At 69.5% G+C, this 17,508-nt stretch carries 19 protein-coding genes and 2 pseudogenes; 11 read left to right on the forward strand and 10 right to left on the reverse strand.

Features of this window, described 5'->3' with window-relative positions; genetic code table 11:
- Nucleotides 1–8 precede the first annotated feature (8 nt).
- The 9 genes and pseudogenes from ACIHCL_RS14675 to tgmC all read left to right on the forward strand — a co-directional run bounded on the left by ACIHCL_RS14675 (nucleotide 9) and on the right by tgmC (nucleotide 6,320).
- Nucleotides 9–1,481 carry a dihydrolipoamide acetyltransferase family protein gene (locus ACIHCL_RS14675; protein WP_399861864.1) on the forward strand — a complete coding sequence of 491 codons (1,473 nt, stop codon included), beginning with the start codon at nucleotides 9–11 and terminating at the stop codon, nucleotides 1,479–1,481.
- 218 nt (nucleotides 1,482–1,699) lie between these two features.
- Nucleotides 1,700–2,206, forward strand: a complete 507-nt coding sequence (locus ACIHCL_RS14680; protein WP_399861460.1) for a DUF2004 domain-containing protein — start codon at nucleotides 1,700–1,702, stop codon at nucleotides 2,204–2,206.
- Between the two features lie 198 nt (nucleotides 2,207–2,404).
- Nucleotides 2,405–2,794: a VOC family protein gene (locus ACIHCL_RS14685; protein WP_399861461.1), complete on the forward strand. Its 390-nt coding sequence runs from the start codon at nucleotides 2,405–2,407 to the stop codon at nucleotides 2,792–2,794.
- Nucleotides 2,795–2,802: 8 nt separating this feature from the next.
- A pseudogene (locus ACIHCL_RS14690) lies at nucleotides 2,803–3,203 on the forward strand (DUF5753 domain-containing protein); the annotation flags it as partial.
- Nucleotides 3,204–3,207: 4 nt separating this feature from the next.
- Nucleotides 3,208–3,336, forward strand: a pseudogene (locus ACIHCL_RS14695) (DUF397 domain-containing protein); the annotation flags it as partial.
- 205 nt (nucleotides 3,337–3,541) lie between these two features.
- Nucleotides 3,542–3,817 carry a hypothetical protein gene (locus ACIHCL_RS14700; RefSeq protein ID WP_399861464.1) on the forward strand — a complete coding sequence of 92 codons (276 nt, stop codon included), beginning with the start codon at nucleotides 3,542–3,544 and terminating at the stop codon, nucleotides 3,815–3,817.
- Complete coding sequence (locus ACIHCL_RS14705) at nucleotides 3,798–4,316, forward strand: DUF6879 family protein (RefSeq protein ID WP_399861465.1); 519 nt, start codon at nucleotides 3,798–3,800, stop codon at nucleotides 4,314–4,316. The genes ACIHCL_RS14700 and ACIHCL_RS14705 overlap by 20 nt, the downstream gene beginning before the upstream one ends.
- Nucleotides 4,317–4,615: 299 nt before the next feature.
- Complete coding sequence (locus ACIHCL_RS14710; RefSeq protein ID WP_399861468.1) at nucleotides 4,616–5,185, forward strand: hypothetical protein; 570 nt, start codon at nucleotides 4,616–4,618, stop codon at nucleotides 5,183–5,185.
- Nucleotides 5,178–6,320 (forward strand): ATP-grasp peptide maturase system methyltransferase, encoded by a 1,143-nt coding sequence (gene tgmC / locus ACIHCL_RS14715; protein ID WP_399861469.1) that lies wholly within the window; start codon nucleotides 5,178–5,180, stop codon nucleotides 6,318–6,320. The genes ACIHCL_RS14710 and tgmC overlap by 8 nt, the downstream gene beginning before the upstream one ends.
- A 148-nt stretch (nucleotides 6,321–6,468) precedes the next feature.
- Here tgmC and ACIHCL_RS14720 read toward each other — a convergent pair whose 3' ends face one another.
- The gene (locus ACIHCL_RS14720) at nucleotides 6,469–6,633 is read right to left on the reverse strand and encodes a hypothetical protein (protein ID WP_399861471.1); all 165 of its coding nucleotides are present in this window, start codon (nucleotides 6,631–6,633) and stop codon (nucleotides 6,469–6,471) included.
- Between the two features lie 1,036 nt (nucleotides 6,634–7,669).
- On the opposite strand from ACIHCL_RS14720, the gene ACIHCL_RS14725 reads away from it, so the two are divergent.
- A complete protein-coding gene (locus ACIHCL_RS14725) occupies nucleotides 7,670–8,128 on the forward strand; it encodes a hypothetical protein (RefSeq protein ID WP_399861474.1) in 459 nt (152 codons plus the stop codon).
- A 158-nt stretch (nucleotides 8,129–8,286) separates the two neighbouring features.
- Nucleotides 8,287–8,628: a DUF5713 family protein gene (locus ACIHCL_RS14730; protein WP_399861477.1), complete on the forward strand. Its 342-nt coding sequence runs from the start codon at nucleotides 8,287–8,289 to the stop codon at nucleotides 8,626–8,628.
- Nucleotides 8,629–8,840: 212 nt separating this feature from the next.
- Here ACIHCL_RS14730 and ACIHCL_RS14735 read toward each other — a convergent pair whose 3' ends face one another.
- From ACIHCL_RS14735 to ACIHCL_RS14775, 9 genes are all read right to left on the reverse strand, one after another.
- Nucleotides 8,841–9,659, reverse strand: a complete 819-nt coding sequence (locus ACIHCL_RS14735; RefSeq protein ID WP_399861479.1) for a fumarylacetoacetate hydrolase family protein — start codon at nucleotides 9,657–9,659, stop codon at nucleotides 8,841–8,843.
- Nucleotides 9,660–9,747: 88 nt separating this feature from the next.
- The gene (locus ACIHCL_RS14740) at nucleotides 9,748–10,947 is read right to left on the reverse strand and encodes an acyl-CoA dehydrogenase family protein (RefSeq protein ID WP_399861482.1); all 1,200 of its coding nucleotides are present in this window, start codon (nucleotides 10,945–10,947) and stop codon (nucleotides 9,748–9,750) included.
- Nucleotides 10,948–10,949: 2 nt separating this feature from the next.
- Nucleotides 10,950–11,540, reverse strand: a complete 591-nt coding sequence (locus tag ACIHCL_RS14745; RefSeq protein ID WP_399861485.1) for a flavin reductase family protein — start codon at nucleotides 11,538–11,540, stop codon at nucleotides 10,950–10,952.
- A 157-nt stretch (nucleotides 11,541–11,697) separates the two neighbouring features.
- The gene (locus ACIHCL_RS14750) at nucleotides 11,698–13,158 is read right to left on the reverse strand and encodes a purine-cytosine permease family protein (RefSeq protein ID WP_399861488.1); all 1,461 of its coding nucleotides are present in this window, start codon (nucleotides 13,156–13,158) and stop codon (nucleotides 11,698–11,700) included.
- A 77-nt stretch (nucleotides 13,159–13,235) separates the two neighbouring features.
- The gene (locus tag ACIHCL_RS14755; protein ID WP_399861490.1) at nucleotides 13,236–13,637 is read right to left on the reverse strand and encodes a RidA family protein; all 402 of its coding nucleotides are present in this window, start codon (nucleotides 13,635–13,637) and stop codon (nucleotides 13,236–13,238) included.
- Nucleotides 13,638–13,651: 14 nt separating this feature from the next.
- Nucleotides 13,652–15,220 carry an aldehyde dehydrogenase family protein gene (locus ACIHCL_RS14760; protein ID WP_399861492.1) on the reverse strand — a complete coding sequence of 523 codons (1,569 nt, stop codon included), beginning with the start codon at nucleotides 15,218–15,220 and terminating at the stop codon, nucleotides 13,652–13,654.
- 66 nt (nucleotides 15,221–15,286) lie between these two features.
- On the reverse strand, nucleotides 15,287–15,709 hold the full coding sequence (locus tag ACIHCL_RS14765) for a cupin domain-containing protein (RefSeq protein WP_399861494.1): 423 nt from the start codon (nucleotides 15,707–15,709) through the stop codon (nucleotides 15,287–15,289).
- 3 nt (nucleotides 15,710–15,712) lie between these two features.
- Nucleotides 15,713–16,486 (reverse strand): dimethylmenaquinone methyltransferase, encoded by a 774-nt coding sequence (locus ACIHCL_RS14770; RefSeq protein WP_399861496.1) that lies wholly within the window; start codon nucleotides 16,484–16,486, stop codon nucleotides 15,713–15,715.
- Nucleotides 16,483–17,418, reverse strand: a complete 936-nt coding sequence (locus tag ACIHCL_RS14775; RefSeq protein WP_399861499.1) for a VOC family protein — start codon at nucleotides 17,416–17,418, stop codon at nucleotides 16,483–16,485. The genes ACIHCL_RS14770 and ACIHCL_RS14775 overlap by 4 nt, the downstream gene beginning before the upstream one ends.
- Nucleotides 17,419–17,508 lie beyond the last annotated feature (90 nt).

Genomic DNA, 17,508 nt, shown 5'->3' on the forward strand with positions numbered 1-17,508 from the left:
TGACAACGATGACGACCGACACTTCCAACGGTGCCCGCGTCCGCGAGTTCAAGATGCCCGACGTGGGCGAGGGCCTGACCGAGGCCGAGATCCTCAAGTGGTACGTCCAGCCGGGTGACACGGTCACCGACGGCCAGGTCGTGTGCGAGGTGGAGACGGCGAAGGCGGCCGTGGAGCTGCCGATCCCCTTCGACGGGGTGGTGCACGAGCTGCGCTTCCCCGAGGGCACGACCGTCGACGTCGGCGAGGTGATCATCGCGGTGGACGTGGCGCCGGGCGGTGAGGCGCCGTCCGCGTCCGCGCCTGCTGCCGAGCCCGCACCTGGGCCTTCGGAGCCCGCGACGGGCTCGGGCCGTCAGCCGGTCCTGGTGGGGTACGGCGTCGCCGAGACCTCCACCAAGCGGCGCGCCCGCAAGGGCGACGCGGCGGCGGCCCGTACGGCTGCCGCGACCGCGGCGGCAGCGGTGCAGGGCGAGCTGAACGGCCACGGCTCCGGCTCCGGCTCCGTGGCGACGGCCGTCCGCGAGAGCCGGCCGCTCGCCAAGCCGCCGGTCCGCAAGCTGGCCAAGGACCTGGGCATCGACCTGGCGACGGTCGTCCCGACGGGCGCGGGCGGGATCATCACCCGCGAGGACGTCCACGCGGCGGCCCGCCCCGTACCGGCCCAGGCGCAGCCGACGCCGGTCGCCGCGGCGGCACCGGCCGAGCCCGCCCCGGTGGCGTACGCCCCGGCCCCGGCCGCCGCTCCCGTGTCCGGCGAGGAGCAGCCCCTCGCGGGCGCCAGGGAGACCCGTATTCCGGTCAAGGGCGTACGGAAGGCCATCGCCCAGGCGATGGTCGGCAGCGCCTTCACCGCGCCGCACGTCACGGAGTTCGTGACCGTCGACGTGACGCGGACGATGAAGCTGGTCGCGGAGCTCAAGGAGGACAAGGACCTCGCGGGGGTCCGGGTCAACCCGCTCCTGATCATCGCCAAGGCGTTCCTGGTCGCGATCCGCCGCAACCCGGACATCAACGCCGCCTGGGACGAGGCGAACCAGGAGATCGTGCGCAAGCACTACGTCAACCTGGGCATCGCCGCCGCCACCCCGCGCGGCCTGATCGTGCCGAACATCAAGGACGCGCACGACAAGACCCTGCCCGAACTCGCCGCCGCACTGGGCGAGCTGGTCGCCACGGCACGTGACGGCAAGACGTCCCCCGCGGCCATGGCGGGCGGCACGGTGACGATCACCAACGTCGGCGTCTTCGGCGTCGACACGGGCACACCGATCCTCAACCCCGGCGAGTCCGCGATCCTCGCGGTCGGTGCGATCAAGCTCCAGCCGTGGGTCCACAAGGGCAAGGTGAAGCCCCGTCAGGTCACCACGCTGGCTCTGTCGTTCGACCACCGCCTGGTCGACGGCGAGCTCGGCTCCAAGGTCCTGGCGGACGTCGCCGCGATCCTGGAACAGCCGAAGCGGCTGATCACCTGGGCGTAGGGGTTTCAGCGGTACGCGTGCCTTCGGCGGTACGCGTACGAGGTGGGTCCGCGCGGAGTTCGCGCGGACCCACCTTCCGTTCGTGCCCTGCCGCCGTCAGGGGCGGGGCGGGGCGGTCCGGCCGCGCACACGAGCGGAGGCAAGGAGACGCCGCTGCATCGATCGGACCCCGGTGGCAATTTCCGGCATTCAGTGCGAAAAGAGGACGGTGGTCCCTCGTGAAAGCCATTGAGCACGCCTTCTTCGGACGCGTGGAAACAAGTGCGCTGGATGGCGCGGATGTCGTCTGGGAAAGCACCTCACGACTTGGAGAGGGTGAGGTGGAGGTCCAGTTGTGGGCCGGACCGTCCAGCGAGCCGGACGCCGAAGAGCTGGACGCATGTGCAGCATGCGTGACCGGCCTGTCGGCTCTCGACACAGCGGCTCGCACGGCGCTGCGAACGTACCTGCACGAGGATCGCTACTTCATCGACTTCCATGTTGAGGAGCTTGAAGACAGTGAGACGGTTGTTCGTCTTGTACGGGACGCAGCCGACGAAGCGGTCGGAGTCGATTCCTTCGTCGCCGCCATGCGCCTGAGCAGTGTCGGCCTATGGCTGAGCGACCTGTCCGATGAGCCCCCTGTCATCTTGGACTACATGTTTGATCCCGATCTCAGTGATCAAATACTCGCCGTCAAGTTGACTCGGGACGGGACGGTGGTTTCCGTCGATTGGGAGAGCTGACGCATTCATCACCGCACGGAGCGACAACCCGTGCGGGCGCGACAGCGATATCGCCGCCGATATGGCGTGCTCCTCGCGGGAGCGGGGCACCTCTGGGGGCGTGGGGCGGCAGTCGGGCCGATTGCCGTTCATTCGCTGGTCAACATGCTCATCCTCACCGGTAATTGGGCCGAGGAGGAACGTTGTTAGAGTGGTTCGATGGCATCGGTCAAGAAGCTCCAGGTCACTTTCGACTGCGCAGAACCCGAGCATGTGGCTCGTTTTTGGTGCGAGGTGTTGGGGTACGTCATAACGCTGCCTTCCGATGGGCAGGGATCATGGGCCGTGTGCTCCGATCCCACGGGTGAGGGCCCGCGCATGTACTTCCAGCGCGTTCCCGAGGGGAAGGTCGCCAAGAACCGGGTGCATCTCGACGTGCGGGCCGGCACCGGGCTCGTGGGCGAGGAGCGCCTGGCCACCCTTGAGGCCGAACGCGATCGGCTGATCGCGCTCGGCGCGGTGTGCGTGCAGGTGCTGTATGCCGATGACGAAAACGAATCGTGCATTGTGATGCAGGACGTCGAGGGCAACGAGTTCTGTCTCGACTGAGCGTTCTTCGGAGACGGCGCAAGGCCAGCGGATGGTGGAACCAGTACCCGCAGCTTCAGTCCATGGTGGAGTACGTGGCACTTGAGGACATCGCCACTGGTCTGCGTACCTGGCAACTTTCCATCGTGCCTGGCCTGCTCCAGACCGCCGACTACCGTGTGCGCTCGCTGTGGGCAACGGCTCCTGGGATGATCCGGACGAGATCGAGCCCTTCGTGGAGTCCAGGATGGCCCGCCGGGCGCGTTTGACCGGGCAACGACCGCTGGAACTGTGGGCGGTGATGAGCGAAGGCGCGCTGCGTCAACTGGTCGGCGGCAGGGACGTCATGCGGGAGCAGCTTGGGCGCTTGCTGGACGTGTCCCGGCCGCCGAACGTGAAACTTCAGGTGGTGCCCTGCCTCGCGGGTGCCCCGTGTCGAGGTTGCCCGCAACGTCCCCGGAGCCGTCGCCGTCCGTGACTCCAAGGACCCCGTCGGCCCGGTCCTGGTCGTGACGCCCGCTGCCTGGGACGCCTTCCGGGCGGGGCTGGATCAGTGGCACTGACCTTGAAACGGCCGATGCTTTCGAGGCATCGGCCTTCGTCGGGCTTCGAGAGACGCGGCGCGCGCCGGGTGCGTCAGGTTGCCCAGGCCGACATCCCCGCGTGGCCGAGGGGGGTGTGCTCCTGCCAACGCGCTCTTGACGCTGATCACGCGCGGGCTGAGGCTCGTCCACATCGGTGGAACCCATTCGATGTGGGAGTGATCGCGTGACCCTGAAGTTTCTCGGCATCATTCCGAACACGCCGACCGATGAATCTCCGACGATGTGGCTTCACGAGGAGACCGGCGACCTTCTGATTCAGTCGTACAAGGCGACCGAAGAGGAAGTGAGGGCTTGCCAGGAAGCCGGATCGATCCCCGGTCATTCCACGGACGTGCCAGCACACGAGACGATCATCAGGCTTCCGGCAGTGATGTTGAAGTACATCCCCCGCCCGGCCGACAGCAACGGAGAGACAGCAAGTGCAACCCCCGGCGCGTAACGCCCTGGCGCAGGCCCAACGCTCGGCGATCCACCTTGAGCTGCGAGATTCGTACATGCTCGATGACCCCGAGTTCACCGCGTGGCAGAACGGCAAGCGGCTCGACCCCGCCGATCGGTCGTCGTGGTGGGGCGGATGGCACGATGCCGTGCGTGACGCCGTCGCACGCGGGGTCGCTATCCGGCGTGCGCGGATCGTCTCTGAGCCGATCAGTGATTACGTGCGGTACGAGTACGACTGCACGTTCACCAATGTCGCGGCGGGTGAGCTTGTCTGCTGGCTGCCCAGGCGACAGGCGACCGATCTCGCCCTGCCCGTTACGGACTTCTGGGTATTCGACGGCGCGCAGGTGCTGTTCCACCACTTCACGGGGGATGGTCAGTTGGACCAGGACGGCCGGGAGTACACGGACGATCCCGCGCTGGTGAAGCTCTGCGCAGAAGCCTTTGAGGCTGTGTGGCAACGCGCGGTCCCGCATGAGGAGTACCGGCCCCGCTGATCCGCCGGAACCATGGCCGTCTCCCCGTCCTCAAGTGCTCAGCAGGCCCGGCAGGCTCTCGCGGATCGCCTTGGGGCGGGCGGCTGACGGTCGGGGAACGTACGGCCGACCTGTCCGCCGTACGCGCCCTGTACCACCGTCGGCCGAGTCCCTACCCGACGGGTAACGGCGAGCAGGCGGCCCGGTTCGCCGCGCAGGAGAACCGGCGCGGCCTGGGCGGTGTGCTGGGCGCGCTGCCGGGGTGCCTGTACCTGAGCCACCCGCAGGCCATCGCGCGGGCCGAGTACAAGCCTGCGCAGTTGTCCGCAGCGCTCCGGGCCGGGCTCACGGTCCCGGCCACCCTGATCACGAACGATCCGATGGAGGCCAAGGCGTTCTGCGCCGCACAACCGACCATCTACAAGCCGTTGCACGCGGGGGCGTACGAGGCCGAGGGCGAGCCTGCCGGAATCTGGGCCGCCCCGGTCGAGGCGGGCGGGGTCGACGGCGCGGTGAGCCACAGTGCGCACCTGTTCCAGGCACAGGTGCCCAAGGCGGCGGACGTGCGCGCGGTCGTCGTCGGCGAGCAGGTGTTCAGTGCCCGGATCACCGCGCCGCCTGGGGTCGTGGACTGGAGAGCCGAATACCGGAGCCTCACCTATGAGCCGGTCGTCTGCCCGGAGGAGATGCACGGGGCGCTGGCGCGGTTCCTCACCGCCTTCGGGCTGGACTTCGGCGCCTTCGACTTCGCCGTGACCGCGGACGGCGGATGGTGGTTTCTGGAGTGCAACCCCAACGGCCAGTGGGCGTGGCTCGAAGACGCCGCCGGACTGCCGATCACCACCGCCATCGCAGACCTGTTGGAGAACGGAGCGAGTCAGCATGAGTGACCCCCTGCCGTCGGAACACCTACGGGCCGACCTCGCTCGGCGCCTGTCCAAGGCCGGTGCTCTGCGCGGCCCGGAATGGGAAGCGGCCGTGTTGTCCGTGCCCCGTGAGGCGTTCCTCTCGCGTGGCTGGTTCGAGTACGAAGAAGGCGGCTGGTACCGGCCCGCGGCCGGAGACTCCGCTGAAGGACTCGCGCGCATCTACCAAGACGACACCCTCGTGACGCAGGTGGCCGGGGGCGTCTTCCCCCACCAGGTCGCGGGGCGCATCGCCGCAGCCCCCTCGTCGTCGTCCACCCTGCCGAGTCTGGTCGTGCGGATGCTCGAAGACCTGCGGGCGACCGAGGGGATGCGGGTTCTGGAGATCGGCACGGGCACGGGCTACTCAACCGCGCTGCTGTGCCATGTCGTCGGTGAGGACAACGTGACCACGGTCGAGGTCGACGCGGAGGTGTCCGCCCGTGCCGGGATCGCGCTCGCGGGCGTCGGGTATTGGCCTGTCCGCGTGGTCGGTGACGGCTTGGCGGGCTGCGAGGAGGGCGGCCCGTACGATCGCGTGATCGCCACGTGCGGTGTGCACACGGTACCGGCCGACTGGCTCGCGCAGACCCGGCCCGGCGGTGAGGTCCTGGTCACGGTCGGCGGTTGGATGCACGCATCCGAACTCGTACGACTCACGGTCGCGGACGACGGAACGGCCAGCGGTCCGGTTCTCGGCGGACAGGTCTCGTTCATGCTGGCCCGCCCCCACCTTCCGCCTCCGTTCGGGATCTTGCCGAACCTCAGCGAGGGCGAGGAGGTGCCCGCGGAGTTGGGCGCGGATGTGCTCGACGACTGGTCCGCCCGGTTCGTCGCGCAGTTCGCCGCACCGCGCGCACAGCGGCTCACACTGGAACGCGACGGGCGGACGGAACACGTCGTGATCGACGTGGACGCCGAGACGTGGGCGGTCGTCTTCCGAGACGGCGCGCGGTGGATGGTCCGACAGGGCGGCACGGGGCGCCTGTGGGACGAGATCACCGAACGCCTTGCACAGTGGAAGGCGGACGGACGCCCGTCCACCGACCGTATGCGGCTGCACGTCGGTCCCGACGGGCAACGCCTCACCTGGGCGCGTGCTCGCACGTCTTGTCCATGACCCTCATGACGCCGAACCGTGTTCGACTCTGGCCTCCTACGCGAACAGCCGCTGACTGCGGGCCGCCTCGCCGTCATCCGCATCCTCCCGCCCGTGCGGTGCCGGGCGGGAGTGGCCCGCCATGCTGCCCGACCGTCGCCCACGTCGTTCACCGTCGCCGGTCGGGTACCCGGACCATGCCCCGTGCCTCGTACCCCGGCATCGTCTCGACCTCGGTCGCCACCTCCGCGCCGAGCTCCCGGCGTACGAGCCACAGCGCGAGGTCGAGACCGGAGGTGATGCCGCCCGCCGTGACCAGGTCGCCGTCGTCCACGACCCCGGCGTTCTTGAGTACGCCGCCCTGGTTCTCCAGATCGGCCCCATCGTGAACGTCACGCCGTCGACTCGGACGCCCCGGGCCCGTTCGTCGGCGGTGAGGACCAGCTCTTCCAGCTCTGCCACGGCGATCACGCTGCCAACCGCCAGATCGGGAAACCGAGTGTGTTGGACGTGGTACGTTCAGTCACCTTGAACTCAATAAGGCGACCCCGGCAGCGCGCCAACGCCCCGGGGTCCGGCACAAGGAGAAAGAGCTCCTCATGCAGATTCATCGTAGCCGCCACACGTGCGGTTTCACGGTCCTGTCCAACGCGTTGTTGCAGGATCGGCGGTTGTCGTACACCGCTCGTGGTTTGTTGGCCGATCTTCTGTCCCGTCCGGACGGTTGGTGCGAGGACGGCCGACGGATGGCGGATACGAGTCCGCAGGGGCGGTCGGCGGTGGCGAAGGCGCTGCGGGAGCTGACGGCCTTCGGGTACTACCGGGTCCACAAAATCCGTCGTGAGGACGGGACGTTCGTCAGCGAGGCCCATGTCTACGACACCCCGCAGCCCGTCTCGGGATCGGGTTCGGGCGTGATGTGCCAGGTGGTACCGGGTACCAGCCGTCCGGGTTCCGGTGGGCCGACCGCCGGTGGGCCGGGCGCCAACCCCGTAAAGAACCGGAGGAAAACACCCTCCCTCCCCGGTCGGCGTCGGCGACCGGGCCGGGCCGAAGCGGCGAGCGTGCCCACCAGTGCGGGAGAGCCACCGGAGGTGCCCACGGTGCCGGGGCTTCCGGTGGCGCTGAAGACACCTGCGGCCCGGGGGGTAGCCACGGCAGGGGAGGCATTCGGAGCCGGAGCCGGAGCCGGAGCCGGAGCGGGGACCGGGCCTGGGGCTGAGGCTGGTGCGGAGGCCGGACCTGGGGCCGCTCGGGACCTTGTCGATCCGTCGGCTGCCGAGGCACACGGTGCGGCCGAGGCTCATGGTGCGGCCGAGACCCATGGTGCGGCCGAGACCCATGGTGCTGCCGAGGCTCACGGTGCGGCCGTGGCCACGCTGTTGCGGGTGATCGCGCCGGAAAGGCGCCTGCGGCTCGGCGTGGTCGAAACGCTCGACCTGGCACCCCTCGTCTCGGCCTGGCTGGAACGCGGCTACGACCACCGCGACTTGGCCGGGGCCCTGCTGGGCGGGCTGCCCGCCCGTATCCACTCCGCCTCGGCGCTCCTGCGCAACCGCCTGACTCGGAAGTTGCCCCCGCCGCCGGAATCCGAGGTGCTTGGGGCGCTCAGGACCTCGCGCCCGACCGTGGCGTGCTGGGACGAGTGCGAAGCTTGCGGCCGGCTGGTCCCGGACAAGGGCGCCTGTCACTGCACCCGCCCAACCGGCGAATCCCGACCCGACGACGACCGTGCCCGCCGCGCGCGGACGACCGCCAGAGGCCGCGCCCTGGTGCGCGCCGCGCTGCGGACGGCGGACCAGGTGGAGCCCGCCGTCAGCGGAGTCTGACCGCGACCGTCACGCCCGGCCGCGACCGCGGCCCGTTACGACGTCGGCGCCGGTGGTGAAAGTGCCGGTCACGATCGGCCCGGCGCTCGGGAGCGGCGTCGTTGTCAGTGGTGTCGTGCATGATCGGTGCGTCAGTTCTTCTACAGGGACGGGTCGCTATGCCGATCACAAACCAGCAGATAACGGAGCGCGCCTTTCTGGGGCCGCTGTACGCGGACTCGTACTTCCCCGATCACGTCGTCGACAAGGGCAGGGCGATCCTGCTGCGGCTGTGCGAGCGGATCGAGGCTGAGCAGCCGTCGGATCTGGCGGCCCTCTATGCGCTCACCCACGCCGCGACGGAGGAGTTCAACCTTCTGGAGGCGGAGTTCGAAGCGGCCGGGAGTGAGATCGAGACGGTTGCCCGCGAGGAGATCGGTGAGGACTTCTGGTTTGTCGCCTCGGCCTACGGGTTCGCGGACGCGGACGCGGAGGAGCTGATCGCCACCCGGGACTGGTGAGCTGCGACCGGTGGGACTGATCCGCTGCCAACGACGTAACACCTGAGCGCCGGGCCCACGCCATGCCCGCCCCGCGACCGGCAACCGTCACCACCGGACCACCGCCGCCAGTGCGGCCCAGCCCAGCCCAGCCAAGCGAAACAGGGAGCCAGTTGTATTGCTCTGTGGGATGAGGGCCGCGGCCGGCAGCGGATTTCGCCACGGGGCGAGGCTCAGACGATCGGGGTGGTCAGGGTGCCGATTCCGTCGATGGTCACCTCGACCACGTCGCCGGACTTCAGGTACCACCGCGGGGTGCGGGCCCTTCCCACGCCTCCGGGGGTGCCGGTGAGGAGCAGGTCGCCGGGGCGGAGCGGCAGCATGGTGGAGATGTACGCGACCAGTCGGGCGGGGGTGAAGAGGAGGTCGGCGATCGCGTGTTCCTGCACGGTCGTGCCGTTGACCGTGGTGCACAGCGTCGCGGTGTCGGGGTCGAAGGCGTCGGACGTGGTGAGGTACGGGCCCACGGGGGTGGTGCGGGCCCAGATCTTGCCCTGGAGCCATTCCGTGGTGCGGTACTGCCAGCCACGCATCGAAATGTCGTTGGCCACGGTGTACCCGGCGATGCAGTCGGCCGCCTCGTCCTCGTCCACCTGGTACGCGGTGCGGCCGATGACGACGGCGAGTTCGCCCTCCCAGTCCATCTCCGGGTCCTCCGGCACGGCGGCCACGGCATCGGTGGGGCCGGTCAGGGTGTCGGCGAACTTCGCGAACAGGGTGGGGTGGGAGGGCAGGCCCCGGCCCATCTCCTCGATGTGCCCGGTGTAGTTGAGGCCGGTGCACAGCACCTTCGAAGGGTTCGGCACGATCGTGTCGAGTTCGGCCCCGGCGGCCGGGATGCGACGTCCGGTGGCGTCGGCCGCGAGCTGCCGCCAGTTCTCCTCCCGCAGCAGGGCGCCGATGTCGGCATGACCGGGGATCTCGGTGAACACCTCGCCGTCCAGGCGGGCCGCGATCGTTCCGTCGGCGGTGCGCACGGTTGCCAGTTTCATCTCGTTCTCTTTCTCTTCCCGCGGGGCGTGTTCCTTCCCGCGGGGCGTGTTCCTTCCCGCGGGGCGTGTTCCCTCGCGCGGGGCGTGTTCAGGCGTCTACGGCGGAGTGCTCGGGGACGACCAGGTCGAAGAATCCCCAGTGCGCGCCCGTGGGCAGGGTGCCCGACAACATCCGGCCGCACTTCTGCGTCACGATGTGCGAGGAGCCCCGGTGCTGGCTGCCGGCGTGGCTGTCACGGAAGAAGCGCTGCAGTACGCCGTCGCGCATGACCCGTGCTCCCGCGAAACGGTGCACGAGTTGACTGATCTCCACCGCGGTCCGGCCGGCGAGACTGCACGCGAGGCGCGACATGGTCTCCTGCTCGTCGCTGAGCCGCGCTCCGGTGGCGAGGGTCGATTCGTTGTCGCGCCAGGTCTCGCGGAGCAGCGCCATCGTGCCGCGCACGTGCGAGAAGTGGCGGGCGAACTCGCCGAAGAACTCGTCGCTGGTGACCGGGGACTCCTGCGCGGGGTCCTTGCGCAGGGTCAGCTCGCGCAGCTCGTCGAGCATGCGCCGGGCGACCCCCTGCGACCAGGCGGCCTGGTGCAGTCCCGCGGAAAGGGCGGGGCTCAGCCGGTTCGCGGGGCGGCCCCGCCGGGCGTTCCCCGGGCCGATGCCGTACACGTACGCGTCCTCGACCAGCACGTCCTCGGCCTGGTAGTCCAGGCTCGCGGTCGCGCGCAGCCCGAGCATGTCCCAGTTGTCGCTGACCCGCACGGCGGTACGGGGGACGAGACAGACCACCCGTTCCCCGGTTCCCTCGACCGTGGCGGCGAGGTTGAGGTGCGTGGCCATGGACACGCCGGGGGCGAACTGCCAGGCGCCGCTGACCCGGTAGCCGCCCTCGACGCGCACCGCCCGGCCGGTGTACGAGGTGGACTGGCCCGCCACCAGCGGATGCGTGCCGTCGGCGAAGAGTTCGGCCACGGCCGCGTCGCCCAGGTAGGCGGCGGCGGTCGCGGTCTCGCTGGTCAGGGCACGGACCAGCCAGCCCAGCGAGGCGTCCGTGTGGGACAGCTTCTCCATCACCTCCAGGACCTGGAGCGGGGAGGCGTCCAGACCCCCGAGTTCGGCGGGCACGGTCAGCCGGAAGATGCCGCTGCCGCGGAGCGCGTCCTGGACCGCGGGCGTCGGGCGGCGCAGCCGTTCGCTGTCGCCGGCCTCGCTCAGCAGCAGGGGGAGGATCGCGTCCAGGTCCGTGAGGAGCGCGGAGACGTCGGAGGATGCGTGGGTGGTGGACCGCGTCACGGTCAGCTCCTTTCGGAACGGGCGCCGTTTGCGGTGCCGTCCTCGGATTCCTGGGCCAGTGCGCTCCACTGGCCGCGGTAGAAGAGCAGCGGCCGGGCGTCGTCCTGCTGGCCGTACGCCGTCACGCGGCCGAGCACCAGGACGTGGTCACCGCCGTCGTAGCCCGCCCAGGGCGTGCACTGGAGGTAGGCCGGTGAGCCGCCGATGCGCGGTGCCGGGCCGTCCGTGACCCAGTCGACGGGGCGGGACTGCGGCTTGCCCGCGAAGTGGAGCGCGGTGTCGAGCTGGTTGTCCCCGAGGACGTTGACCGCGAAGGGGCGTTCCAGCAGGTAGGCCAGGGCGCGCGAGGTGCGCTGCATGGACACCAGCACCAGCGGCGGGTCCAGGGACACGGAGGTGAAGGAGTTCACGGTGACGCCGTAGAAGTCCTCGCCCGCCTGGTAGGTGAGGACGACGACGCCGGTGGCGAAGTTGCCCAGGGTGTTGCGGAGTTGGCGGGGGTCGCAGATCGGGGGAAGGGCGGTGTCCGACGCGGGGGGCCTGGCGTCGGCGGCCTTCTCGTAGATCTCGGCGTCCCACATGACGTCGGTCATCGGCGAACCTCCTGGATGGGGTCGTGGGGCCCGCGGACGGAGCCGGAGCGGGCGGGCGTGCGGAAAGGGAAGCGGGGGCGAGGGCGCGAGGGGAGGGGTGGGGAGCGGAAGCGGCGGGCAGCCGCGCTGATCGGACGCGGCCGCCCGGTGGCCCGGGTCAGAGGGCTTCTTCGACGGCCTCCTCACTGGCGGCGAAGGAGGTGCCCGTGCCCTCGGGCAGCCATGCCCGCAGCAGCGGGTAGAGGAGGAGTGCCAGGGCGAACGACACCAGGAAGCCGAGGGCGAAGACGTCGGTGGCCATCAGGACCATGCCGACGGCGGCGGACACCGCCAGCGTGATGACGCCGGCCCAGTTCCACTGCTCCACCCGGTGGGCGCTGCTGTCGTACCGGGCTTTGCGCACCAGGTAGTAGTCGGCGATCATCACGCCGCACATGCCCAGGGTCATGGCGCCCAGGTACGCGAGGTAGGTGGAGAACTTCTCCAGGATCCCGGCGCCGATCATCACCAGGGCGATGATGTTTCCGACGATCACCATCACGGCCCTGCCGGGCTTCCAGCCGGTGAGGGCGTCGACCAGGTTGACCAGCGAGAGCGAGCCGGAGTAGGCGTTGATGGCCTGTGCTTTGGCCTGCGCCGCGTAGATGGTGACGAAGCCCATCCAGGCGGCGAAGATCACGAAGAAGGCGCCGGTGTTCTCCATGACGAAGGTGCTGCCCGCCGCACCGGCCGCCTCCGGAGTCATGCTCGGGTCGTGGTCCATGAGGTACTTGACGACGTCGGGCATGCCGCCGATGACGACGAGCGATCCCAGCACGGTCATCAGGATGTTCTGGGTGATCGGTCCGGCGGAGGCCAGGACGGTGACGTCGCGACGGGTCCGGCAGTAGCGGGCGAAGTCCGTGGTGACGAGGGCGATGGTTCCGGCGGTGGCGCCCATGACCGAGAGCGCGGCCTCGAACCTCGGCCACAGGCCCCCGGGGACGACGCCCGCGTAGCGGAACACGTCCATCGGGTCGGCGCCCTTGACCACGTAGATGTGGATGATCATGTAGATCGTGACGAGGAGCGTGACCGCCGTCAGCACGCCGGAGGCGCGCAGCGCGAGCTTGAGCCCGAAGATGGCGAGCGTGATCCACAGCACGGTCATGAGGCCGTAGAGCAGGATGCGAACCGCCCAGGAGTCGGGCAGGTCGAACATCAGGAGGGTGCCCTGGTAGAGCAGGGCGGACTCCACGGCCAGGAAGCCGAGGATCATGAACGCGAAGATCGCCGAGCCGATCGACGATCCCCTGAGGCCGAATCCGAAGAACCGGGAGGTGATGGTGCTGGACATGCCGGTCTCGAAGGCCATCCGCCCGAGAGCCTTGCCGAGGAACACCCCGAAGGCCGCGACGAGGGCTCCGACGATCAGTCCCACGGTGAAACCCGCGAGGACGACGGTGAAGCCCGCGATGGCGAAGACGACGAGTGCGGTGGCGACGCTGACCGGGCTGAGGGCGAGCTGGTATCCGCTTCGGCGCTCGGCCGCCGGGACGCTGACCAGGGCATGGTCCTCAGCCGCGGCGGACAGCGTCGAGTCGATGGATCTCGCGGGGTTCGATGTTGATGACGACACAGTTCCTACCCATCGGAGAAGAGAGGGCGCCCACGGCGCGTTCCGCGGGGGAACGCGCCGGGTGTCGCCGTGTTCGATCAGTCCTTGCTGCAGCCCGCGATCGCGATGGCCTCGATCTCGACCAGGATTTCCGGCTTGGCCAGGGCGGCGACCTGGACCAGCGAGCAGGCCGGGAAGTTGCCGGTGAAGAACTCCGCGCGGGCCTTCCACACCTGGGCGTTGTCACTCATGTCCGTGACGAAGATGGTCATCTTGACGACGTCGTCCATCGCGCCGCCGGCCGCCTCGACCAGGTCCTTGATCTTCTGGAAGACGGCCTTGGCCTGCTCGTAGGCGGTGTCGCCGAGGAGGCTGTCCCCGTCCATGCCGCGCGCGGTCATGCCGGAGATCAGGATCAGGTCGTCGACGCGGAGGCAGTTCGACCAGGTCTTGTCCGCCGGCTCGCGCACGGCATCGGAGAAGAAACGTTCCTTCTTCATGGTTGCGGTGATCCTCACAGGTCGATTCGGCTGTCCCAGGCGGACGTTCCGCCCCAGTTCACGCACACGCTCTGGCGGCGCATGAATCCCTGCCAGGCGGTGGAACCGGCCGTACGGCCGCCGCCGGTCTCCTTCTCGCCGCCGAACGCGGCGCCGACGTCGGCACCCGTGGTGCCCATGTTCACGCGCACGATGCCGCAGTCGCTGCCCCGGGCGGACAGGAAGGTCTCGATGTGGTTCAGGTTGGTGCTGTGCATGCCCGAGGCCAGGCCCTGGGCCACGCCGTTATGGATCTCGATGGCCTCGTCGAGGTCGTCGTAGACCAGGACGGAGACGATCGGGACGAAGGTCTCGGACTGGGCGATCGCGAAGTGCGGCTCCACCCCGGTGACGATCGCCGGCTCCACGTACAGCCCCGGCCGGTCGATCACCTGGCCGCCGTACACCACGGTGGCCCCGTCGCGCTCGGCACCGGCGAGGACGGCGCGGTAGTCCTCCACCGCCTGGGCGTCGATCAGGGGGCCGACGACGGTGCCCGGATCCCTCGGGTCCCCGATGGTGATCTGGTCGAAGGCCTTCTTCATCAGCTCGACGAGCTCGTCGGCGATGCTCCGGTGCGCGATGACCCGGCGGGTGCTGGTGCAGCGCTGGCCGGTGGTGCCGACCACGCCGAACGTCAGCGCCTTCGCCGCGAGTTCGAGATCGGCGGTCTCGTCGACGATGCAGCCGTTGTTGCCGGAGCACTCCAGCTGGTAGCGGCGTCCGAGCGTCGATCCGACGATCTCCGCGACCTTGCGCCCCACGCCGGTGGAACCCGTGAAGGAGATCATCGCGACCCGGGCGTCGGCGACCAGCCGCTCGGCGACGGCGTTGTCGGCGGGGATGAACAGGGAGAAGACGCCCTCGCACCCCATCTCCGCCGCGGCCTGGTTGACCAGCTTCTGCACGGCGACGGCGGTGAGCGGCACCTTGGGGCTCGGCTTCCAGACCACCGTGTTGCCGGCGATCGCGGAGAGGAACCCGTTCTGCGCCCAGACGGCGGCCGGGAAGTTGTACGCGCTGATCAGCCCGACCACGCCCAGCGGCAGCCACTGGTCGTACATGCGGTGCTCGGCACGCTGCGACTGCTGGGTGAAGCCGTACATCATCCGTGCCTGGCCCGCGGCCAGCGTGGACATGTCCACCGCCTCGCGCAGCTCGCCCTTGGCCTCCATCGTCGACTTGCCGGTGTCGAGGGAGACGACGGCCGCCAGGCTGTCGATGTTCTCCTCGATCAACTGGCCGATCCGACGCACGAATTCGCCCCGGCGCGGCGGCGGGACCATCCGCCACTTCTTCTGCGTCTCGACGGCGGCGGCCACGATCCGCTCGTAGTCCTCGGCGTCGGAGGACGCGATCCGGCCCACGATCTGCCCGTCGGCGGGGCAGACCGCCTCGATGACCGGACGGTCCTCGACGGCGCCCCAGCCGAGGGAGTCGGCGTAGGTGCCGGAATGCACATGGTCCAGGCCGAACGCGGCCAGCACGCTCTCGGTGTCGAACAGGGCCTCGGCCGTCCGGTTGGTCCTGGTGGTTTCGCTCATCGTCACTTTCCTCACTCCCCCGCCGTGGTCGCGGGCCCGGCGAACTCCTGGCAGCGCGTGGGCGCCTCAGTCCTTCGCAAGGAAGTCCCCGATCGTCTCGTCGGTGTGGTACTCGGGCTTCTCGTAGTAGTGCGGGCCGTCGTAGATCTCGATCAGCACGCTGCGCTCGTGGGCGAGCGTCGGGCCGTGGGGGTGGTCCTTCGGGTTCATGTAGAACGAACCGGGGCGCAGCCGCAGGCCGGAGTCGGTGTACTCGTAGTCGCCTTCGAGGCAGTACATGAACTGGTTCGAGGCGTGCGTGTGCTTGGTCGGGATCGTGCCGCCCTTCTCGTACTCCAGGAGGGCGATGCTGGCGCCGGTCTCGGGGTTCTTGAAGAGGAAGTACTGGCGGAACCCGTAGTCGGGGTAGTCGATCCAGTTCGCCTCGTCGAGGTCGGCGGCGTGGATGAGGACTTCGAGGGACTTCATGGTCGTGGGGTCGATGTCCACTGTTCACTCCAAACCCGGGCGGCCCGATGCCACCCATGTCTCGTATTCCTGGCGGCTCTCCGGCGTGGCGGGGAAGAGCCCGAAGAGGGACCGCCCGCGCCGGATCTCCAGAGCCGCGAACTCCTCGTACGCGGCGGCGTCGGCGGCCCGTGCCGCCACTTCGGCGACCAGATGACGCGGGATCACCGCGACCCCGTCGTCGTCGCCCAGCACCACATCGCCGGGGTAGACCGCCACTCCGCCGCAGCCGACCGGCTCGTCCAGCGCGACCGGGTGCAGGGCGATCGGTGTCGCCGCGGGGGCGTTGCCCCGGTGGAAGCACGGCAGCCCGGTCGCGGCGATGGCGCCGGAGTCCCGGTAGCCGCCGTCCGTGACCACGCCGGACACACCGCGCCGCTTGAGCCGCGCCGCCATCATGTCGCCCATGGACGCCGCCGCCGTGGAGCCGAACGCGTCGATCACGAGCACCGCGCCGGGCGGGCACTCCTCGATCGCGCGGCGGTGCGGGTTCTCGCTGCTCGCGTAGTTGGCGAGGGTGTCCAGGTCCTCGCGCGCCGGGATGAACCGCAGCGTGCTGGCCGGCCCCACCATCGGCTCCCCGCCCGCGGTCAGCGGCCGGACCCCGGCCATCAGGACGTTGCGCAGGCCGTGCCGGAGCAGCATGTTGGCGACGGTGGACGAGCCGGCCCGCGCCAACTGCTCGCGCACGGTCGGCGACAGCGGTGCGTGGACCGACGACGTGGGTTCGGCGCGTGCCGCGCGCGCTTCGCCGCTCACTGGAAGAACTCCAGCGGCGGACGGTTCCCCCACTGCGTGGTGTCGCTGGCGGTGCCGTTGAACTTCCCGGGCCGGTGGTTGCCGTCCACGGTGTCGCCGTCGGTGTAGTGCTCGATGCGGAAGCCGAACGGGTCCTTCCAGTAATCGAAGATCTGGCTGCCGAGCAGATGGCGGCCGACCCCGACGTCCAGGCTGTAGCCCTGCTGGAGGAGGTAGTCGTGCGAGGACATGACCGCGTCCACGTCGGTGACCTCGAACGCGCTGTGGTGCACGCCCACCCAGTCCGACTGGAGCACGAGCATGAAGTGGTGATCCACGAGCTGCTCGCCCAGGTCGAGCCGGACGAACGTGCCGACGACGGGACCGTCCTCGCCCGGCGGGAGGAAGTAGTCGGAGGGCAGGAAGTTGAAGCGCTCGTTCAGCCAGGCCATCGAGGCGTCGTGGTCCTTCACATGGAGCACGAAGTGGCCGAGACGAGCGATGGTGCACGGCGCGACTGGCTGGCGGACGAAGGCGTTCACCCGGTTCTTGTCGCGGATGTTGTTCATCGCGAAGGGTTCCCGGTCGGCGATCGGTTCGACCTTGTCCCGGCCCCAGATCGCCCGGATCTCGATGCCGTCCGGCATGGTCATCGAGACCACCTGTCCGCCGCCGGGCTCGGTCGACTCGGTGACCGGGGAGGACCCTGACAGTGCCGCGAGTTCGACGAGGTCCTGGTACGTGGCGACCTCGATCGAGGCGCCGACGAAGCGCTGCTTGGCAGCCTTGCGGGTGACGTGGATGTGGTGCTGGGTTCCGGTGCCCCGCATGTACAGCGTCCGGTCGTCGCTGCCCTCGGCCCTGGTCATGCCGAACGCGGTGAGGAACTTCTCCATCACTTCGAGATCAGGCGCCTCGTAGGTGACGTGGGCAGCATCGATTGCCGTGGCCACGGGTCCTCCTGTGGTGGGTGGGAGCGGGTCGGTGCGCTCGGGGCGTCGCCGACGGGTGGGGCGGGCTCCCGCGGCGGGGAGCCGTGCGGA

Source organism: Streptomyces sp. NPDC052042 (assembly GCF_044548345.1).
Taxonomy (GTDB): domain Bacteria; phylum Actinomycetota; class Actinomycetes; order Streptomycetales; family Streptomycetaceae; genus Streptomyces.

Excerpts from the sequence above, each read along its gene's own strand:
- ACIHCL_RS14675 (WP_399861864.1), top strand. The coding sequence starts at position 9 with ATGACGACCGACACTTCCAACGGTGCCCGCGTCCGCGAGTTCAAGATG.
- ACIHCL_RS14685 (WP_399861461.1), top strand. The coding sequence starts at position 2,405 with ATGGCATCGGTCAAGAAGCTCCAGGTCACTTTCGACTGCGCAGAACCC.
- tgmC (WP_399861469.1), top strand. The coding sequence starts at position 5,178 with ATGAGTGACCCCCTGCCGTCGGAACACCTACGGGCCGACCTCGCTCGG.
- ACIHCL_RS14730 (WP_399861477.1), top strand. The coding sequence starts at position 8,287 with ATGCCGATCACAAACCAGCAGATAACGGAGCGCGCCTTTCTGGGGCCG.
- ACIHCL_RS14735 (WP_399861479.1), bottom strand. The coding sequence starts at position 9,659 with ATGAAACTGGCAACCGTGCGCACCGCCGACGGAACGATCGCGGCCCGC.
- ACIHCL_RS14745 (WP_399861485.1), bottom strand. The coding sequence starts at position 11,540 with ATGACCGACGTCATGTGGGACGCCGAGATCTACGAGAAGGCCGCCGAC.
- ACIHCL_RS14755 (WP_399861490.1), bottom strand. The coding sequence starts at position 13,637 with ATGAAGAAGGAACGTTTCTTCTCCGATGCCGTGCGCGAGCCGGCGGAC.
- ACIHCL_RS14760 (WP_399861492.1), bottom strand. The coding sequence starts at position 15,220 with ATGAGCGAAACCACCAGGACCAACCGGACGGCCGAGGCCCTGTTCGAC.